This is a genomic window from Micromonospora sp. NPDC005205, assembly GCF_040608275.1.
In the GTDB taxonomy this organism is placed as follows: Bacteria; Actinomycetota; Actinomycetes; order Mycobacteriales; family Micromonosporaceae; genus Micromonospora.
Map to the genome: position 1 here is coordinate 1 of NZ_JBEXHV010000037.1, position 16549 is coordinate 16549.

Consider the following 16549-nt stretch of genomic DNA (forward strand, 5'->3'; position numbering starts at 1 on the left):
TGGGGTCCCGGGGCCGCCCGACCCACTCCGGGCGGTCAGGCTTGATCCCTGCGTGGGTCGGGCTGCCCCGGAACCCCTGACCTGGTCGCGGCAGCTGGCGTGGTTGGGCCCTCGCCGACGGGCGCCATTTCACGATCGCGCAACGTCGGGGACAGTGCGGATCGTGGCGTTCTGAGCGACCAACGTCACCGACGTTGCGCAGATCGTGCGGCGCTGACCAGCTACTTCATGGGGTCGTGGCCCCAGTTCATGAGCGACCAGCGCCACTTGGTGTCGCGGACGTTGCCGGAGGGGCGCTGCGCCATGTGCCGGCGTACGTAGCCGACGACCTTGCGCATGTGCTTGTAGTCGCCCTCGGACAGATCGCCGCGTTTGCGACGGAGCAAGTTGATGATCTTCCGGCCGGACTCGTGCCCGACGGACTCGCCACCACCCGCACGACCGCCCTTGTGCCAGCCGACCTGTTTCGACTCGTCGGTCTCCAGCCACGTGGACAGCTCGCCGGGCTTCATGTTCACCGCCTCGGTGAACTCCCGGTAGGTGTCCCGGCCCTCGTCACTCTTACTCATGGCGCAGCGCCCCGGGGCGGTGGGCCACGTCGCGGCCCGTGCCGTCACTGCGGACCCGGTACTGCGGGTCGTCGGGGGCCGCGTTCACCGCCCGCCCGCTGACGCTGGTCCGCTCGGTGATCGTCTCCTGCACCACGCCGTACGCGCGGCTGCCGTGGGCCGACCAGGAGACATGGTCGCCCTTGTGAAATCTCGGTTCGGCCATGGTCCTCGGCTACCCGACCCGGCTGGGGCGAAACGGCTACGGCGTGATCTCGGCGACCGGCAGCTTGATGTCGAACGGCTCAGCCAACTCGATCACCTCGGCACCGTCGGCGACAAGCTCGTACTGCCGCTCACCGCCCGGCCCCACCCGATCGCCGATCCGGTACGCGTACACGTGCACCGGGTCCTGTTCGATCCGCCAGTAGAACGGGATGCCCGCGGCGGCGTACTCGCCCGGTTTCGCGAACCGGTCGATCCGTCGCGTTCCCGGCGAGACGATCTCCACGGCAAGCAGGACGTCCGACGGCCGAAGAGTAGACCGGTTGGACGGCACCTCAGCGCGGCAGACCAGAATGTCCGGCTGACGGCTGGTGTTGGGGCTGAGCCCGACTCCGACGGCCTGCGAGACCCGCAGGTGGGCCGGCGCGTGCGTGTGGAGCCACATGCGCAGCAGAAACGAGATGTCTTGATGGCCCAGGGTGGGGGAGGGTGTCACCTGGATAACTCCGTCGACGAGTTCGACGCGGGGGGCGTCGTCCGGCAGGGTGAGCAGGTCCTCCAGCGTGTAGTCGGCACGCTGCTGCCGCATCGGATCCGGACACCAGGGGCCAGGTGATGTCGGGATGGGCTCGGCGCTCATGGGGCTGAGCCTACCGGCGATCGATGGGGCACACGTCGCACAACGGGTGCGGCGCGCTCAGTCGGCGGGCTTTTCGGTGACGAAGATGGCGGTGCCGGGGAAGAGTCGTCCGCGCAGCGGGCTCCACTGCCCCCAGATCCCCTCGTGTCCCTCCGGCCACTCCGGCTCCACCAGGTCCAACAGCCGGAACCCGGCACCGACCAGCTCGCGAATCCGGTCGCCGAGGGTGCGGTGCTGCTCGACGTAGGTGGCCACGCCGGTCTCGTCCTGCTCGACGTACGGGGAGCGGTCGAAGTACGAGTGCACGGCCGTCAGGCCGCCCTCGCCGGGGTCGTCGAGGAAGATCCACCGCATCGGGTGGGTCACCGAGAACACCCACCGGCCACCCGGGCGCAGCACCCGGTGCACCTCGGCGAGCAGCGCCGCCGAGTCGTCCACGAACGGGATCGCGCCGAACGCGGTACAGGCGACGTCGAACGACCGGTCGGCGAACGGCAGGGCGAGCGCGTCGGCCTGCACCAGCGGTACGCGTACCCCGGTGCGGTCGGCGGCCTCGGCGGCGTGCCGCAACATGCCGGCGGACAGGTCGAAGGCGACCGGCCGGGCGCCCTGGGTGGCGAGCCAGCGGGCGGCGGCCGCGGCGCCGGCGCCCACCTCCAGCACCCGCCGCCCCGACACGTCGCCGAGCAGCCGGGCGTCGGCCTCGCGCAGGCCCTCGGGGCACCACACGAAGTCCACGTCGCCGAGGAACGCGCCGTGTTCGGCCTGGTAGTCGTCGGCGTCGGTGTCCCACCAGCCGCGGTTGGCGCGCCGGGCCTCGGCGTCACCCACCCGGCGCCGGGTAACCCGGCTGTCGTCATCCACGCGCTCACGCTAGGCCCCACCCAGCCCATTGGGCGCGGCGGCGCGTCCAGGATCTGCGCGACTCCTCGCACGGTGGGCTCGATCGACCCGGCTCCGGTGACGTCGCGGTGTCCGAGCCGCTTCAACCGTGCCGGCGGGCCGGCAGCGACACCGCAGCGACACCAGGAAGCCGGGGCGACCAATCGCGGCCCGTGGTGCGCACCCACGGGGCGGGAGGGGCTGCTGTGACGCAGGAGACAGCAGCGGTGTTTTCCGGGCGATTGTTCGGCTTTCGCAGGTCATCGCACGAAGAGAACCCGGGAGGGCTTGCACGCTGTGGTAATGCGCACGGTAGGCTAGACGATGCGCTCGCGGATCGCGTTGCCTCGGCAGGGAGCAGGTACGCGGTCGTCGGAGCCACATCATGATCTCACTAGGCGATCGTTCGGTGTGCCCGGCGACGGATCCGCTGGCGCGAACAGGTCACTGCGACACACCAGCCTGCTGTGACAACCCACCGACCGGAGCAACCGCCCACATGACGAGCAGCATCGAGGCCCCCTCGAGCGCCACCCGGGTCACCCACGACGATCTCGGTTCCGAGGAGGCATTCCTCGCCGCGATCGACGAGACCATCAAGTACTTCAACGACGGCGACATTGTCGAAGGCACCGTCGTCAAGGTCGATCGGGACGAGGTCCTGCTCGACATCGGCTACAAGACCGAGGGTGTCATCCCCTCTCGTGAGTTGTCGATCAAGCACGACGTGGACCCCGCCGAGGTTGTGACGGTTGGTGACCACATCGAGGCCCTGGTCCTCCAGAAGGAGGACAAGGAGGGTCGTCTGATCCTCTCCAAGAAGCGGGCACAGTACGAGCGGGCCTGGGGCACGATCGAGAAGATCAAGGACGAGGACGGCGTCGTCCGCGGTTCGGTCATCGAGGTGGTCAAGGGCGGCCTCATCCTCGACATCGGGCTGCGCGGCTTCCTGCCCGCGTCCCTGGTCGAGATGCGTCGTGTGCGCGACCTGCAGCCGTACGTCGGGCGGGAGCTCGAGGCCAAGATCATCGAGCTGGACAAGAACCGCAACAACGTGGTCCTGTCCCGCCGGGCCTGGCTGGAGCAGACGCAGTCCGAGGTGCGCACCGAGTTCCTCAACAAGCTGCAGAAGGGCCAGGTCCGCAAGGGCGTCGTGTCCTCGATCGTCAACTTCGGCGCCTTCGTGGACCTGGGCGGCGTCGACGGTCTGGTGCACGTCTCCGAGCTGTCCTGGAAGCACATCGACCACCCGTCCGAGGTCGTCGAGGTCGGCCAGGAGGTCGAGGTCGAGGTCCTGGACGTCGACCTGGACCGCGAGCGGGTCTCGCTGTCGCTGAAGGCGACCCAGGAAGACCCGTGGCGGCAGTTCGCCCGCACCCACGCGATCCAGCAGATCGTGCCGGGTAAGGTCACCAAGCTGGTTCCGTTCGGTGCGTTCGTCCGCGTGGACGACGGCATCGAGGGTCTGGTCCACATCTCCGAGCTGGCCGAGCGCCACGTGGAGATCCCGGAGCAGGTCGTCCAGGTTGGCTCCGAGGTCATGGTCAAGGTCATCGACATCGACCTTGAGCGTCGCCGGATCTCGCTGTCGCTCAAGCAGGCCAACGAGGGCTTCGTCGAGGGCGAGGAGCACTTCGACCCGACCCTCTACGGCATGGCCGCGACGTACGACACCGAGGGCAACTACATCTACCCCGAGGGCTTCGACCCGGAGACGGGCGAGTGGCTCGAGGGGTACGACAAGCAGCGCGAGACCTGGGAGAACCAGTACGCCGAGGCTCGTGTCCGCTGGGAGGCCCACACCAAGCAGGTGCAGACCTCTCGGGCTGCCGACGCCGAGGCTGCTGCCAACCCGACTCCGGTCGTCCCGGCCGCTGGCGGCGGCGGCGGCGGTGGCACCACCTCCTCGTCCAGCCCGGCCCCGAGCCGGCAGGCCGAGGAGCCGGCCGGCACGCTGGCCACCGACGAGGCGCTCGCCGCACTGCGGGAGAAGCTCGCCGGCGGTAAGTGACCCGCTGAACGACGACGGGCCCCGTCCCCGCGATCTCCGGATCGCTGGGGGCGGGGCCCTCGCCGTATCCGCCGGCCGCCCCGCCGCCCCGCCGGCTCGCCGGCTCGCCGGCTCGCCAAGATCGTGCTCGATCCATGATGCAGGGGCCTCCCCACCGCCGTAGACCACTACATCTTGGTTCGAGCACGATCTTGGCGGTCGTGGGCGTCCCGAACCCCGCTTTCGGTGTCTCCGAGGGCGGGGTTCGTCGTCATGATCCGCGCAACTTCAGGGATGTTGCTGTCTCGCGCGCGTCGGAGGCAGCAACTTCCGGGAAGTTGCTCGGATCTTGGCGTGGGGCGTGGGGCGTGGGGCGTGGGGCGTGGGGCGTGGGGCGTGGGGCGCGGGGTGGGGTGGTGGCGAGGTGTCGCCGGGCCGTGGGTGGGTTGGCGGCGGGCTTGTCGATCCGGTTGACTGTCCGGGTGCTGAGGGTGGGGTTGACCGGCGGAATCGGGTCAGGAAAGAGCGCGGTGGCCGCGCGGCTCGTCGAGCGGGGCGCGGTACTGATTGACGCGGACCGGGTGGCCCGGGAGGTGGTGGCGCCGGGTACGGACGGGCTGGCCGAGATCGTCGCCGCCTTCTCCGACGCGGTGGTGGACGCCGACGGCGCACTGGACCGTGCCGCACTGGGAGCGGTGGTGTTCGCTGACGAGACCGCCCGTCGTCGGCTGGAGGCGATCACCCACCCCCGGGTCCGGGCCCGCACCGCGGAACTGGCCGCCGCAGCGGCACCCGACGCGATAGTCGTCAACGACGTACCGCTGTTGGTCGAGGTGGGTCTCGCGCCGACGTACCACCTGGTGGTTGTGGTGCAGACGGCCGTGGCGACCCGACTGCAGCGGCTGGCGCGTGACCGGGGGATGAGTCGCGCGGAGGCCGAGCGGAGGATCGCCGCCCAGGCCGACGACGCCCGCCGTCGGGCGGCGGCGGACGTGGTGCTGACCAACGACGGGAGCCTGACGGCGCTGCACGACGCCGTCGACCTGCTCTGGGAGCAGCGGTTGGTGCCCTACAAGGACAATTTGCGCCAGCGGCGGGTGGTCCCGCCCGACGAGGCCGAGTTGGCCTGGGCCGACGCGAGTTGGCCGGAGCAGTACGCGCGGCTGGCCGCCCGGATCCAGCACGCGCTCGGCTCGAATGCCCTCCGGGTCGATCACATCGGCTCGACGGCGGTGCCCGGCCTGGCCACGCAGAACGTCATCGACGTGCAGGTGGCGGTCGCCAGCCTCGCCGACGCCGACGGGCCGTTGGCCGATCGGCTGGCGAGCGCCGGGTTCCCACGGGTGCCGGGGCAGTGGTGGGACGACCCGCGCCCGGCCGGCAGGGGCCGCTGGGAGAAGCGGTTGCACGGTAGTGCGGACCCAGCCCGCCCCGTCCGTCTGCACGTGCGGGTGGCGGATTCGCCGGGTTGGCGGTACGCGCTGTTGATGCGCGACCACCTGCGTGCCGACCCGGATCAGCGAGCCACGTACCTGCTGCTCAAGCGGGAACTCATCGACGCGGCCCCGGTGGCCGGCAATTCCGGGACGGGCCGCAACCCGTGGTTCGACGAGGAGTACCTGCGGGCCGAGCAGTGGGCCGCGCAGACCGGCTGGCGTCCCTGAGGCATCGGTCAGCGGGCACCGGGCCGGGGTGCCGGAGAGCGAGGGGCCGGGGGCCGAGGGTTGGCAGCCAGTCGGGGCACGACGGCGGGCTGGAGATCCAGGTGTGCCCACGCGCCGGCGTCGGTCTGCAACTCGAGCCGGCGGAGCGACCCGTCCCGGTCGAGCCAGTAACGCAGCCGCGCGTCGGCCGGGCCCGATTCGATGACGTCCACTGTTCGTCCGGCAATGACGTCCTCGCGTACCCGCACGGCCGCGCCGCGCTGCCCGACCGACCCGGCGGCTATCGCGGCGTCGACCAGCACACTCAGGTCGTCTCGGGCGGGCCGGGAGACGCGCCATCCCCCGGTCGGGGGCGGTAGCGGCGGCCGGGCCGGCGCCTCCGCGGTGCCGCCGCCACCATCGGCCGCGGGCAGGTCCGCCCGGGCCAGGCCGGCGGCGTCGCGGCGCAGCAGGGTCCGGCGATCCGGTACGCCCAGGTCGGCGACCGCGAGGTACGCGCTGCGCGCGGTCCAGCTCAACCAGCCTGCGCCCCGCAGGTTCGTCTCAGTGCCCATCGGTGCGGTCAGAGTCACGGTGGCACCGCCGTGGGCGCGGAGCCGGGCCGGCAGCCGGTCGAGCCGACGTTGCTCGGCGTCGGTCAGCGCGCGGGGCAGACCGGGGCGACCGCCGAGTGCGTCCACCGGTCGTAGCGTCGGCCGGTCCTCGCGGTTGAAGATCATCGTGACCGGCCCGGTGCCGGGCAGCACGGTTACCAGCTTGTGCAGGCGGGCGTCCTGATCGAGCCAGTACCGGGTCTTTCCGTCCGGGGCGGGCGTCGCGGCGCTGGGGGTGCCGATGGCCGTGCTGGCGGCTGGCGTGCCGCTGGGCAGTGGTGCCTGTATGACGTCGAGTGGGCCAGCCGGGACGGCCTCGCGGGCGATCCAGCGCGCCCCGTCGGACGGTGCGGTCCGGGTCGTGGTGTCGGGGCGGTCGGCGGCGAGATCGAGGAGCAGGTCGAGCACCGGTGCCAGGTGCGCCCCGGGCGCCGGTCGGTGCAGCTGCCACCGGTCCGTCGGGGGCATCAGTGGTGGTGCGGCGGGAGTGGGCACCGCCGCCGGATCGGGCCGGATCACCAGCACCGGACCGCTCCTCTGCAACAGCCCGCGTTCGGCACCCGCTCCCGGCCCGCCCACGTCGAGGTAGAGCAGTGACCGGGACCAGTCCACCCAGCCCACCAGTTCGATGCGGGCGGCACCGGTACCGGCCGTGACCCGTACGCCGGCGCGCAGATCCCGCAGGTTGGTGACCCGCACGGCGGCCAGCCGCTCACCCTCCGCCAGGGTCAGTGGCCGGGCCGGCTCGGGCGGGTCGGGCGCCCAGCTCAACAGCCCGAGCACCAGCGCCGTCGCGGACGTCACCGCCGTCAGACCGAGCAACAGCAGCACCGTACGCCGACGACGGCCGGCCGAGGGCGGCCCGGCGGTGTCGGCGGCCTCGATGGTGTCAGTGGGGTCCGGGGTGTCGCCGCTGCGGGTGGTCTCGCGGTTCTCCGCGAGGCTCCGCTCGGCGGCGGCCCGCCGCGTGTCCTTGGTCCCGCGACCGGCGGTGGCTCGGCGCGCGCCGCCGGCGGACCGGCCGGCCGTGGACCTGCTCCCGGTGTCGGTGGTTCGGCCGGCTGTGGACGTGTTCCTGGCGTCGTCGGTTCGCCCGGCCGCCGGGGTGCCGCCGACCGGGCCGGTGCGGTGCCGCCCGCTGCCGCTGGCCGTGCCCTTGCCGCTGCCCTTGCCGCTGCCCTTGCCGCTGGCCGTGCCCTTGCCGGTGCCCGGGCCCTCGCCGGTGCTCGGGCCGTTGCCGCTGGCCGGGCCCTTGCTGGTGCTCGGGTCGTCCGGCGGGGGTGTGGCGGTGCGGGCGGTGTCGGGTGCCGGGGTCGGAGAGGTGTCCACGGAGATGAAACGGGCGGGGAGGCACCGGGGTGACGAGCAGGGGCGCTCGCGGCGGCCGGTCTGCGCCTCGAGCGCGACCACACGGGTGCGCACGCCGGACGAGCCGGGTGCTGCGACCGCAGTGCCGGGGGTGACCGGCCGTGATGTTGGCCTGGCCACCGGCCCGGTCGGCCGCCGCGAGCGGCCTACATGAAGAGGGTAGTCCCGGTGACATGGGCCACACAATGGGAATATTGAAGCCGATCACGTACCTGGCGTGACGGCCGTTCCTGTCGGACCTCCGGCGTACCGTTGATGGCATGGCGCTCGACATTCCCCGGCTGGACAGCCGCTTCCAGGTCGTCAGTGACTTCCAGCCGGCCGGCGACCAACCAGCGGCCATCGATGACCTTGAGCGCCGAGTTCGGCGCGGCGACCGCAACACGGTGCTGCTCGGCGCGACCGGCACCGGCAAGAGCGCCACCACTGCGTGGCTGATCGAGCGGCTGCAACGCCCCACCCTGGTGCTCGCCCCGAACAAGACGCTCTGCGCACAGCTGGCCAAGGAGTTCAGCGAGCTGCTGCCGCACAACGCGGTCGAATACTTCGTCTCGTACTACGACTACTACCAGCCCGAGGCGTACATCCCGCAGACCGACACCTACATCGAGAAGGACTCCTCGATCAACGAGGAGGTGGAGCGGCTACGGCACTCGGCGACGATGTCGCTGCTCACCCGCCGCGACGTGATCGTGGTGGCGACCGTCTCGGCGATCTACGGCCTGGGCACCCCGGAGGAGTACCTCAACCGGGCGGTGAAGGTGCAGATCGGGCAGGAGCTCGACCGCGACCAGTTGCTGCGCCGGCTGGTCGACATCCAGTACACCCGCAACGACATGGCCTTCCAGCGGGGCACCTTCCGGGTTCGCGGCGACACGCTGGAGATCATCCCGGCGTACGAGGAGCTGGCGATCCGGATCGAGCTGTTCGGTGACGAGGTGGAGAAGCTCTACTACCTCAACCCGTTGACCGGTGACGTGGTCCGCGAGGTCGACCAGCTGGTGATCTTCCCGGCCACCCACTACGCGGCCGGCCCGGAGCGGATGGAACGGGCGATCCGTGACATTGAGGTCGAGCTGGCCGAGCGCCTCGCCGAGCTGGAGCGGCAGGGCAAGCTGCTGGAGGCGCAGCGGCTGCGGATGCGCACCACCTACGACATCGAGATGATGCGGCAGGTGGGCTTCTGCTCCGGCATCGAGAACTACTCGATGCACATGGACGGGCGGCTGCCCGGCAGCCCGCCGCACGCCCTGCTCGACTACTTCCCCGACGACTTCCTCACGGTGGTCGACGAGTCGCACGTGACCATTCCGCAGATCGGCGGCATGTACGAGGGCGACGCGTCCCGCAAGCGGATGCTCATCGACCACGGCTTCCGGCTGCCCAGCGCGGCCGACAACCGGCCGCTGCGCTTCGACGAGTTCCTGGAGCGGGTCGGCCAGATGGTCTACCTCTCCGCGACCCCCGGCACCTGGGAGATGGAGCAGGCTCAGGGCGAGTTCGTCGAACAGGTGATCCGACCCACCGGTCTGGTCGACCCGGAGGTCGTGATCAAGCCGACCAAGGGCCAGATCGACGACCTGATGCACGAGATCAAGCTGCGGACCGACCGGGACGAGCGGGTGCTGGTCACCACACTGACCAAGAAGATGGCCGAGGACCTGTCCGACTACCTCCTGGAGAACGGCATCCGGGTGCGCTACCTGCACTCGGAGGTCGACACGTTGCGCCGGGTGGAGCTGCTGCGCGAGCTTCGCAAGGGTGACTACGACGTGCTCGTCGGCATCAACCTGCTCCGCGAAGGTCTGGACCTGCCCGAGGTGTCGCTGGTGGCGATTCTCGACGCCGACAAGGAAGGCTTCCTGCGCAGCGGCCGGTCGCTGATCCAGACCATCGGGCGGGCCGCCCGTAACGTCTCCGGCCAGGTGCACATGTACGCCGACAAGATCACCCCGTCGATGGCGGCGGCGATCGACGAGACCGATCGGCGTCGGGCCAAGCAGATCGCGCACAACGAGGCGCACGGCATCAGCCCGGAGCCGCTGCGTAAGAAGATCCACGACATCCTGGACGACATCTACCGCGAGGCCGAGGACACCGAAAACTCCCGGGTCGGCGGCGCGGTGCGTCAGCTTTCCCGAGGCAAGGCGCCGGTCAAGGAGACCCGCAGCCGTAGCCGGTCCGCCGCGACCGTCACCTCACGGGAGGGGATGGCCCGCGCCGACCTCGCCCAGCTCATCCAGGAGCTCAACGACCAGATGCTGGCTGCCGCCCGCGAGCTCCAGTTCGAGTTGGCGGCCCGGATCCGCGACGAGGTCTCCGACCTGAAGAAGGAGCTGCGCGGCATGGACGCCGCCGGCGTGAAGTGACGGCCACCCGGTCGGCCCCGCCCAGCGCACCGCTCGGGCCCGGCCGACCGGGGCACGCGAAGGGCGGGCACTGTTGACGGCGGTGGCGCCGATCGGCGAGATGGTCTTCGGGCTGCCCGACGCCAGCCTGCGTCCGTTCGTCGACAGGTACGTGGGCTACCGGGAACGAGCGGACGTGCCACTGGTCCGCCGGGAGTCGGCGGGCGTCTTCGTGGTGCTGATACTGGGCTGGGGCGCTCCGCTGGACGTGACCGACCGCCGTAGCGCCGAGCGTGGCGTCACCGCTGTCGACTCGTTCGTGGCCGGCACTTTCGACAGTTGGTGCACCACGCGCACCGTGGGCGTGGGGGAGGGCGTCCAGTTGCTGCTCGCCCCCCTGGCCGCCCGCCGGCTTCTCGGTCTGCCCCTGGGTGAGCTGACCAATCGGGCCGTCGGCGTCGGGCAGCTCCCGGGCCGTTGGCTGGATCGGCTGCGCGGCCAGCTCGCCGAGGCCACCGGCTGGTCGGAGCGGTTTGACCTCCTCGACCGGGTGCTCGCCGCCCGGCTGGCGGCGTCCCCGCCGGTGGACCCGCGGCTCGACTGGGCGTGGCGGTGGCTGACCGCCAGCGGTGGGCGGGGGAGCGTCGGTGTTCTCGCCGACGAGTTGGGCTGGAGCCGCCGGCACCTCGCGTCCCGATTCCGGCAGGAGGTCGGGCTGCCGCCCAAGATGGCCGCCCGGCTGCTGCGTTTCCAGCAGGCTCAGGCCGCGTCGACCCACGCCGGCGAGGCCGGGCGGGGAGTCGACTGGGCCGCCGTGGCGGCGGGCTGCGGCTACTACGACCAGTCCCACCTGATTCGGGACTTCCACGAGTTCGCGGGGGCGACGCCGGCCGCGCTGCTCTCCGGCCGCTGACGGCCGCCAGCCGACCGGAGCCGGTTCGGCGACCCGCCGAGGTCACATTCGTCCAATCCGGAGCCGCGCCACTGGCCGCAGAATCGGGTCATGCGAACCATCTATCCGATCTTCCGCTATCCCGATCCCCGCGCCGCGATCGACTGGCTCGGTGCCGCCTTCGGTTTCCGGGTGCACGCCGTGCACGAGGCGCCGGACGGTGCGGTCGCGCACGCCGAGCTGGTCCTCGACACCGGCATGATCATGCTGGGTGGTCGGGCCGACGCCCCGCCCCGGCCGGCCGATGACGGCTGGTCGGTCTACGTGGCCGTGCCGGACGTCGACGCCCACTGCGCCCGGGCCCGCGCGGCCGGCGCCGAGATCATCCGCGAGCCGTTCGACACCGACTACGGCTCCCGTGACTACGCGGCCCGCGATCTGGCCGGCTACGTCTGGTCCTTCGGCACCTACCGACCCTGAGTCCGGCCACGCCGATCGGGGATGGGCGGCCCGCCGGGACCAGCCTTCCCGGTCTGAAACTGCACTGACCTGCGGAAACGATCTGCTCCGGCGAGCCGGTCCGGCCAGCGGCGTCGAATACCCTGATTGCGGTGCGCGAGCGAGCTATTGCACTGGGTGATCGTCCTGCGTAGTCTCCCTCGGTGGGGAGGCCGGGATGCCGCTGCCAACAAGTCCTGTCATTCGACGTGCACGTCTCGGCGCAGAGCTGCGCCAACTCCGTCGGCGCGAGTCGCTGACCCTGGAGCAGGTCTGCGACCGGCTGGGCTGGGCCTCGACGTCGAAGCTGTCCCGCATCGAGCTGGGTCAGAGTCGCCCGGACCTCGCCGACGTGCTCGATCTGCTGGACGTCTACAAGGTGCCCACGCCCGCGCGGGAGGCGCTGATCGTCATCGCCCGGGATGCGGCGACCAGCCGAGGCTGGTGGAAGACGCTGGGCGAGATGAGCGAACGGCAGCGCACCTACGCGGAGTTGGAGGCGGGCGCCGCCGACATCGTCGAGTACCAGCCGTCGGTGGTGCCGGGGCTGCTCCAGACGCCCGCGTACGCCCGGGTGTTGGTCAGCGCCGGCGTCCAGCTCACGCCGGACGTCGATGTGGAGGCCGAGGTGCGCGCGCGGGCACTGCGGCAGGAGGTGCTTCGGCGGGCCTACCCGCCGCGCTACACGGCGGTGCTCGCCGAGGCTGTCTGCGACCCGGGTGACCTGCCGGTGGCGGTCTGGCGTGAACAGTTGCGTCACCTGGTCGCCGTGACCGGCCTGTCCCACGTGACGGTGCGGTTGTTGCCACGCGGAGCGGCAGGTGGCGGGCTGCATCCGCTCACACCGTATTCCTGCTACGCCTTTCCCGACCCGGCGGACCCGCGCACGGTCATGCTCGAGGCGTTGACCACCGACGTCCGGTTGGCCACCGTGCTCGACGTCGACCGCTACGAGCGGATGACCGCGGCGCTGCTGGCCGCGGCGCTGTCACCGGAGGAGACGGTCACCGTGCTGGCCCGCCGTGTCGGCGAGTGAGTGTCGACCGTGCCGACGGTGACGCGCCGCGCGGCCACCGGACCCGGCGCCCCCGAGCCCGTCGGGGCCGGCGGCCGGCGCGTGCGCCCGGCACGATAACCGCGGGGTACGACAGCTCGGCTTAGGCCGGTACGTCGAGGAAGTGTTCGACAATGGGCGGTCCCGCGAAGTGCGGCCCGATCAGCGCCCGCCACGCGTCGAACCGTTCGGTGGCCCGGAAGTTGTTCTCGTGCGCCTCGACCGAGTCCCATTCGACGAGCAGCACGAACCGGGTCGGTGACTCGATTCCTCGGGTCATCCGCACGGACCGGCAGCCGGTCGCTCCGGCGAGCACCGGGTGACCCTCGGCGTACGCGGCGGCGAACGCGTCCTCGTGTCCGGGTAGTACGTCGATCAACGCGATCTCAAGCACCATGTCGGACAGCCTCCCACGGCCCTCGGGGCGGTCGGTGTAGCGGGGCCGTGCCGGACCACTGCCTGGGCTCCGCCTCGGCTCGACCGAGGGCGTTGACACGGACCCTAGGGTGGCCTCGTGATCATCGACTGGCTCACCGGCACCGCGTTTCGGGTGGCCGGGACGGGCACCACCTGGGCGGAGCTGCTGGGGTTCGGGACCGGTGTGCTCAACGTGTGGTTGGTGGCCCGGCAGAAGATCGCCAACTGGCCGATCGGCATCGCCAACGTGCTGCTGCTCATGGTGCTGTTCTGGACCGCCGGGCTGTACGCCGACGCGGGGCTCCAGGTCGTCTACGTCGCGCTCGGCTGCTACGGCTGGTGGCACTGGCTGTTCGGGGGCGAGCGGCGCACCCGGCTCACTGTCAGTCGGACGGGGCGGCGGGAGTGGCTGGGGCTGGCCGCCGCCGGGCTGCTGCTCACCGGCGCGCTCTGGGTCCTGCTGGACCGGGCCACCGACTCGACAGTGCCGCTGCCGGACGCGTTGACCACGGCGCTGTCCCTGCTGGCCACGTACGGGCAGACCCGTAAGCGGGTGGAGAGTTGGTGGCTCTGGATCGCCGCCGACCTGATCTACATCCCGCTGTACGCGTACAAGGGGCTGCACCTGACGGCCGTGCTCTACCTTGTCTTCCTCGCCCTGTGCGTGCTCGGGTTGCGGGCCTGGCGCGCCGATCTGCGTCGGGCCGACCGGCCGAGCGCGGTTCCGCCCGGCCCGGCCCCGGTCACCGCGTGAACCCCGCGACATCCGGCCGTCCGTCGGCACCACGCGGGCCGGCACGTCGGTCCACCGCCGAGTTCGGGCACGGGATGGTGGTGGGCAAGTTCTATCCGCCGCACGCTGGGCACCACGCGCTGATCCGGGCCGCCGCTGCCCGGTGCGCCGAGGTGACCGTCGTCGTGGCGCCCTCGCGTCGGGAGTCCATTCCGCTTGCGCTGCGCCTCGACTGGCTGCGAGAGGTGCACGCGGACACGCCGTGGGTCCGTGTCGTCGGCCGGTACGACGACCACCCGGTGGACTACTCCGATCCGGCGGTCTGGGACGCGCACTGCGCGGTGTTCCGCGAGGCCGTCGGGTCGGGGTCGGTGGACGCGGTCTTCTCCTCCGAGGCGTACGGCGTCGAGCTGGCGCGCCGCTTCCACGCCGTACCCGTGTCGGTTGATCCGGACCGGCGGACCGTGCCGGTTTCCGGGACGGCCGTGCGCGCGGACCCGGCGGGTCACTGGCGGTGGCTGAGCCCGCCGGTGCGGGCGTGGTTCGCCCGGCGGGTGGTGGTGGTCGGGGCCGAGTCGACCGGGACCACGACGATGGCGGCGGCGCTCGCCGGGCACTACGGCACGTCCTGGGTGCCGGAGTACGGCCGGGAGTTGACCGCTCGCAAGCTGGCCCGGTTGCGGGAACGAGCGCCGGAGGCGACCGTCTTCGACGTCACCTGGGACCGGGACGACTTCCGCGCGGTGGTGCGCGAGCAGCAGGCGGCCGAGGACGCGGCGGCCCGGACGGGCGCGCCGCTGCTGGTCTGCGACACCGACGCGCGGGCGACGGCGGTGTGGGAGGAGCGCTACCTGGGCAGCGCGTCCGAGGAGGTGCGGGCGGCGGCCCGCCGGCCGGCGCTGTATCTGCTGACGGATCACCGGGGGGTGCCGTTCACCGATGACGGGCTGCGCGACGGTGAGCACCTGCGGGCCTGGATGACCGAGCGTTTCCGGGCCGAGCTGGCCGGGTGTGGCGTGCCGGTGGTGGAGTTGACCGGGCCGCACGCCGACCGGTTGGCCGCGGCGGTGCGGGCCTGCGACGACCTGCTCGCTGCTGGCTGGTCGCTCGCCGACCCGATCGCCGCACCCGACGTGCACTAGCCTCCTAGGAAGCCCTGGCGGGTGTGCGGTGGGACGCGTCGCGTGGTGTCCGGCGCCACCGGGTGCCCGGGGTGTGATCACGGGGCGTGGTGGGCAACAATGGTCATTGAGGAGGGGAGTATTCCCCCGCAACGGAGTCGTCAGCACGGTCGATCGCCGGAACCACGGCGCCCGACCCGGCCCCGTAGGTCGCCGCCCCCAGGGGCGGCGGCGGAAGAGACCTCCGACAGTCACCAGAGTGAGCGACAGCGGCACGCCGGCTCCCGCAGGGGCGTACGGTGTGCCCGACGCCGCGTGTCTGCCGGAGGAATGAACGTTGGACGTGTCCGGATTGGTGTGGGCGGGGACGCTTGTCGCACTGACTGCGGTCCTGCTCGTCGACCTGTTGATCATCGGTCGCCGCCCGCACGAGCCGAGTGTGCGGGAGTCGAGCCTCTGGGTCGCCTTCTACGTCGGCCTCGCCCTGCTCTTCGGTGTGGGTGTCTGGCTGACCTCGGGGGCCAGCGCGGCCGGCCAGTTCTACACCGGCTGGCTCACCGAGTACAGCCTCTCGGTGGACAACCTCTTCGTCTTCGTGATCATCATGGCGCGCTTCGGGGTGCCTCGGCAGTACCAGCAGAAGGTGCTGCTCGTCGGCATCGTGCTGGCGCTGGTGATGCGCGGCGGGTTCATCGCCGCGGGTGCGGCGCTGATCACGCAGTTCTCCTGGGTCTTCTACATCTTCGGCGCGTTCCTGATCTACACCGCGGTGAACCTGGCCCGGCAGGGTGAGCCGGACGAGGACGAGTTCTCCGAGAACCTGCTGATCCGGTGGAGCCGCAAGGCGTTGCCGATCTCGAAGGACTACGACGGCGCGAAGCTGACCACCCAGGTGGCCGGCAAGCGGCTGTTCACCCCGATGCTGATCGTGATGATCGCGATCGGCACCACCGACCTGATCTTCGCGTTGGACTCGATCCCAGCGATCTTCGGCATCACCCAGGAGCCGTACCTGGTCTTCACCGCGAACGTCTTCGCGCTGATGGGCCTCAGGCAGCTCTACTTCCTGCTCGGTGGCCTGCTGGACCGGCTGATCTACCTGAGCTACGGCCTGGCCGTCGTGCTCGGGTTCATCGGGGTCAAGCTGGTGCTGGAGGCATTGGCCGACAACAACCTGCCGTTCATCAACGGTGGCGAGCACGTCGGCTGGGCGCCGCACATCCCGATCTGGTTGTCGCTGCTGGTCATCATCGGCACCCTGGGCATCGCCACCGCCGCCAGCCTGGTGAAGTCCTCCCGGGACCGGCGTCGCGAGTTGGCCGAGGCCCGACGCTGACTGGTCACCGGCCGGGTGCGGACAGGCACCCGGCCGGTGTCGGAAGTGCCGACCGGCCTGCGCCGGGCCCAGCCGCCTGGACTCCGGCGTCGGCAGAGACCCGCCCTAAGGCCTGTTTCATAAGAACTGGCCGCCCTGCGGCGGGCCCGGACGACGACCGGCGGCGTTGGGGGGGGGGGGGGGGAAGAAGCCCGGGTACGGGCGCCACACCCCCCGGACCCGAGGGCCCCCCCCGCAACC

14 protein-coding genes and 1 pseudogene are annotated in these 16549 nt (G+C 71.4%); 9 read left to right on the forward strand and 6 right to left on the reverse strand.

All coding sequences use genetic code 11. The features are described 5' to 3' along the window. Positions 1-230: 230 nt before the first annotated feature. The 4 genes and pseudogenes from ABZU43_RS32820 to ABZU43_RS32835 all read right to left on the reverse strand — a co-directional run. Positions 231-569 (reverse strand): annotated as a pseudogene (locus ABZU43_RS32820) (DUF3140 domain-containing protein); the annotation flags it as partial. Further along, on the reverse strand, positions 562-774 hold the full coding sequence (locus tag ABZU43_RS32825) for a DUF2945 domain-containing protein (RefSeq protein WP_355010251.1): 213 nt from the start codon (positions 772-774) through the stop codon (positions 562-564). The gene ABZU43_RS32825 and the pseudogene ABZU43_RS32820, both read right to left, overlap by 8 nt. A gap of 36 nt (positions 775-810) precedes the next feature. After that, positions 811-1362, reverse strand: a complete 552-nt coding sequence (locus ABZU43_RS32830; protein WP_355010252.1) for a Uma2 family endonuclease — start codon at positions 1360-1362, stop codon at positions 811-813. A 108-nt stretch (positions 1363-1470) separates the two neighbouring features. Then, positions 1471-2277 (reverse strand): class I SAM-dependent methyltransferase, encoded by an 807-nt coding sequence (locus tag ABZU43_RS32835; RefSeq protein WP_355010253.1) that lies wholly within the window; start codon positions 2275-2277, stop codon positions 1471-1473. 517 nt (positions 2278-2794) lie between these two features. On the opposite strand from ABZU43_RS32835, the gene rpsA reads away from it, so the two are divergent. Then, positions 2795-4306: a 30S ribosomal protein S1 gene (gene rpsA, locus ABZU43_RS32840; protein WP_354947972.1), complete on the forward strand. Its 1512-nt coding sequence runs from the start codon at positions 2795-2797 to the stop codon at positions 4304-4306. A 461-nt stretch (positions 4307-4767) separates the two neighbouring features. Beyond that, positions 4768-5949, forward strand: coding sequence for a dephospho-CoA kinase (coaE, locus tag ABZU43_RS32845; protein ID WP_355010254.1), 1182 nt, complete (start codon positions 4768-4770; stop codon positions 5947-5949). An 8-nt stretch (positions 5950-5957) separates the two neighbouring features. Here coaE and ABZU43_RS32850 read toward each other — a convergent pair whose 3' ends face one another. Further along, the gene (locus tag ABZU43_RS32850; protein WP_355010255.1) at positions 5958-7964 is read right to left on the reverse strand and encodes a hypothetical protein; all 2007 of its coding nucleotides are present in this window, start codon (positions 7962-7964) and stop codon (positions 5958-5960) included. 206 nt (positions 7965-8170) lie between these two features. On the opposite strand from ABZU43_RS32850, the gene uvrB reads away from it, so the two are divergent. From uvrB to ABZU43_RS32870, 4 genes are all read left to right on the forward strand, one after another. Then, positions 8171-10279, forward strand: coding sequence for an excinuclease ABC subunit UvrB (gene uvrB / locus ABZU43_RS32855; protein WP_355010256.1), 2109 nt, complete (start codon positions 8171-8173; stop codon positions 10277-10279). An 82-nt stretch (positions 10280-10361) separates the two neighbouring features. Further along, on the forward strand, positions 10362-11171 hold the full coding sequence (locus ABZU43_RS32860; protein ID WP_355010257.1) for a helix-turn-helix domain-containing protein: 810 nt from the start codon (positions 10362-10364) through the stop codon (positions 11169-11171). 90 nt (positions 11172-11261) lie between these two features. Then, a complete protein-coding gene (locus tag ABZU43_RS32865) occupies positions 11262-11630 on the forward strand; it encodes a VOC family protein (RefSeq protein WP_355010258.1) in 369 nt (122 codons plus the stop codon). Between the two features lie 196 nt (positions 11631-11826). Beyond that, positions 11827-12684: a helix-turn-helix transcriptional regulator gene (locus tag ABZU43_RS32870; protein ID WP_355010259.1), complete on the forward strand. Its 858-nt coding sequence runs from the start codon at positions 11827-11829 to the stop codon at positions 12682-12684. Between the two features lie 121 nt (positions 12685-12805). Here the strand turns inward: ABZU43_RS32870 and ABZU43_RS32875 are convergent, their stop codons facing one another. Continuing rightward, positions 12806-13099, reverse strand: a complete 294-nt coding sequence (locus ABZU43_RS32875; protein WP_355010260.1) for an antibiotic biosynthesis monooxygenase family protein — start codon at positions 13097-13099, stop codon at positions 12806-12808. A gap of 117 nt (positions 13100-13216) precedes the next feature. On the opposite strand from ABZU43_RS32875, the gene pnuC reads away from it, so the two are divergent. From pnuC to ABZU43_RS32890, 3 genes are all read left to right on the forward strand, one after another. After that, positions 13217-13873 carry a nicotinamide riboside transporter PnuC gene (pnuC, locus tag ABZU43_RS32880; RefSeq protein WP_355010261.1) on the forward strand — a complete coding sequence of 219 codons (657 nt, stop codon included), beginning with the start codon at positions 13217-13219 and terminating at the stop codon, positions 13871-13873. Beyond that, complete coding sequence (locus ABZU43_RS32885) at positions 13870-14994, forward strand: AAA family ATPase (protein WP_355010262.1); 1125 nt, start codon at positions 13870-13872, stop codon at positions 14992-14994. The genes pnuC and ABZU43_RS32885 overlap by 4 nt, the downstream gene beginning before the upstream one ends. A gap of 316 nt (positions 14995-15310) precedes the next feature. Then, positions 15311-16309 carry a TerC family protein gene (locus tag ABZU43_RS32890; RefSeq protein WP_355010263.1) on the forward strand — a complete coding sequence of 333 codons (999 nt, stop codon included), beginning with the start codon at positions 15311-15313 and terminating at the stop codon, positions 16307-16309. Positions 16310-16549: the final 240 nt, after the last annotated feature.

Coding starts and splice junctions, on each gene's coding strand:
- ABZU43_RS32830 (WP_355010252.1), bottom strand. CDS start 1,362: ATGCGGCAGCAGCGTGCCGACTACACGCTGGAGGACCTGCTCACCCTG.
- uvrB (WP_355010256.1), top strand. CDS start 8,171: ATGGCGCTCGACATTCCCCGGCTGGACAGCCGCTTCCAGGTCGTCAGT.
- ABZU43_RS32870 (WP_355010259.1), top strand. CDS start 11,827: ATGCCGCTGCCAACAAGTCCTGTCATTCGACGTGCACGTCTCGGCGCA.
- rpsA (WP_354947972.1), top strand. CDS start 2,795: ATGACGAGCAGCATCGAGGCCCCCTCGAGCGCCACCCGGGTCACCCAC.
- ABZU43_RS32875 (WP_355010260.1), bottom strand. CDS start 13,099: ATGGTGCTTGAGATCGCGTTGATCGACGTACTACCCGGACACGAGGAC.
- ABZU43_RS32865 (WP_355010258.1), top strand. CDS start 11,262: ATGCGAACCATCTATCCGATCTTCCGCTATCCCGATCCCCGCGCCGCG.
- ABZU43_RS32825 (WP_355010251.1), bottom strand. CDS start 774: ATGGCCGAACCGAGATTTCACAAGGGCGACCATGTCTCCTGGTCGGCC.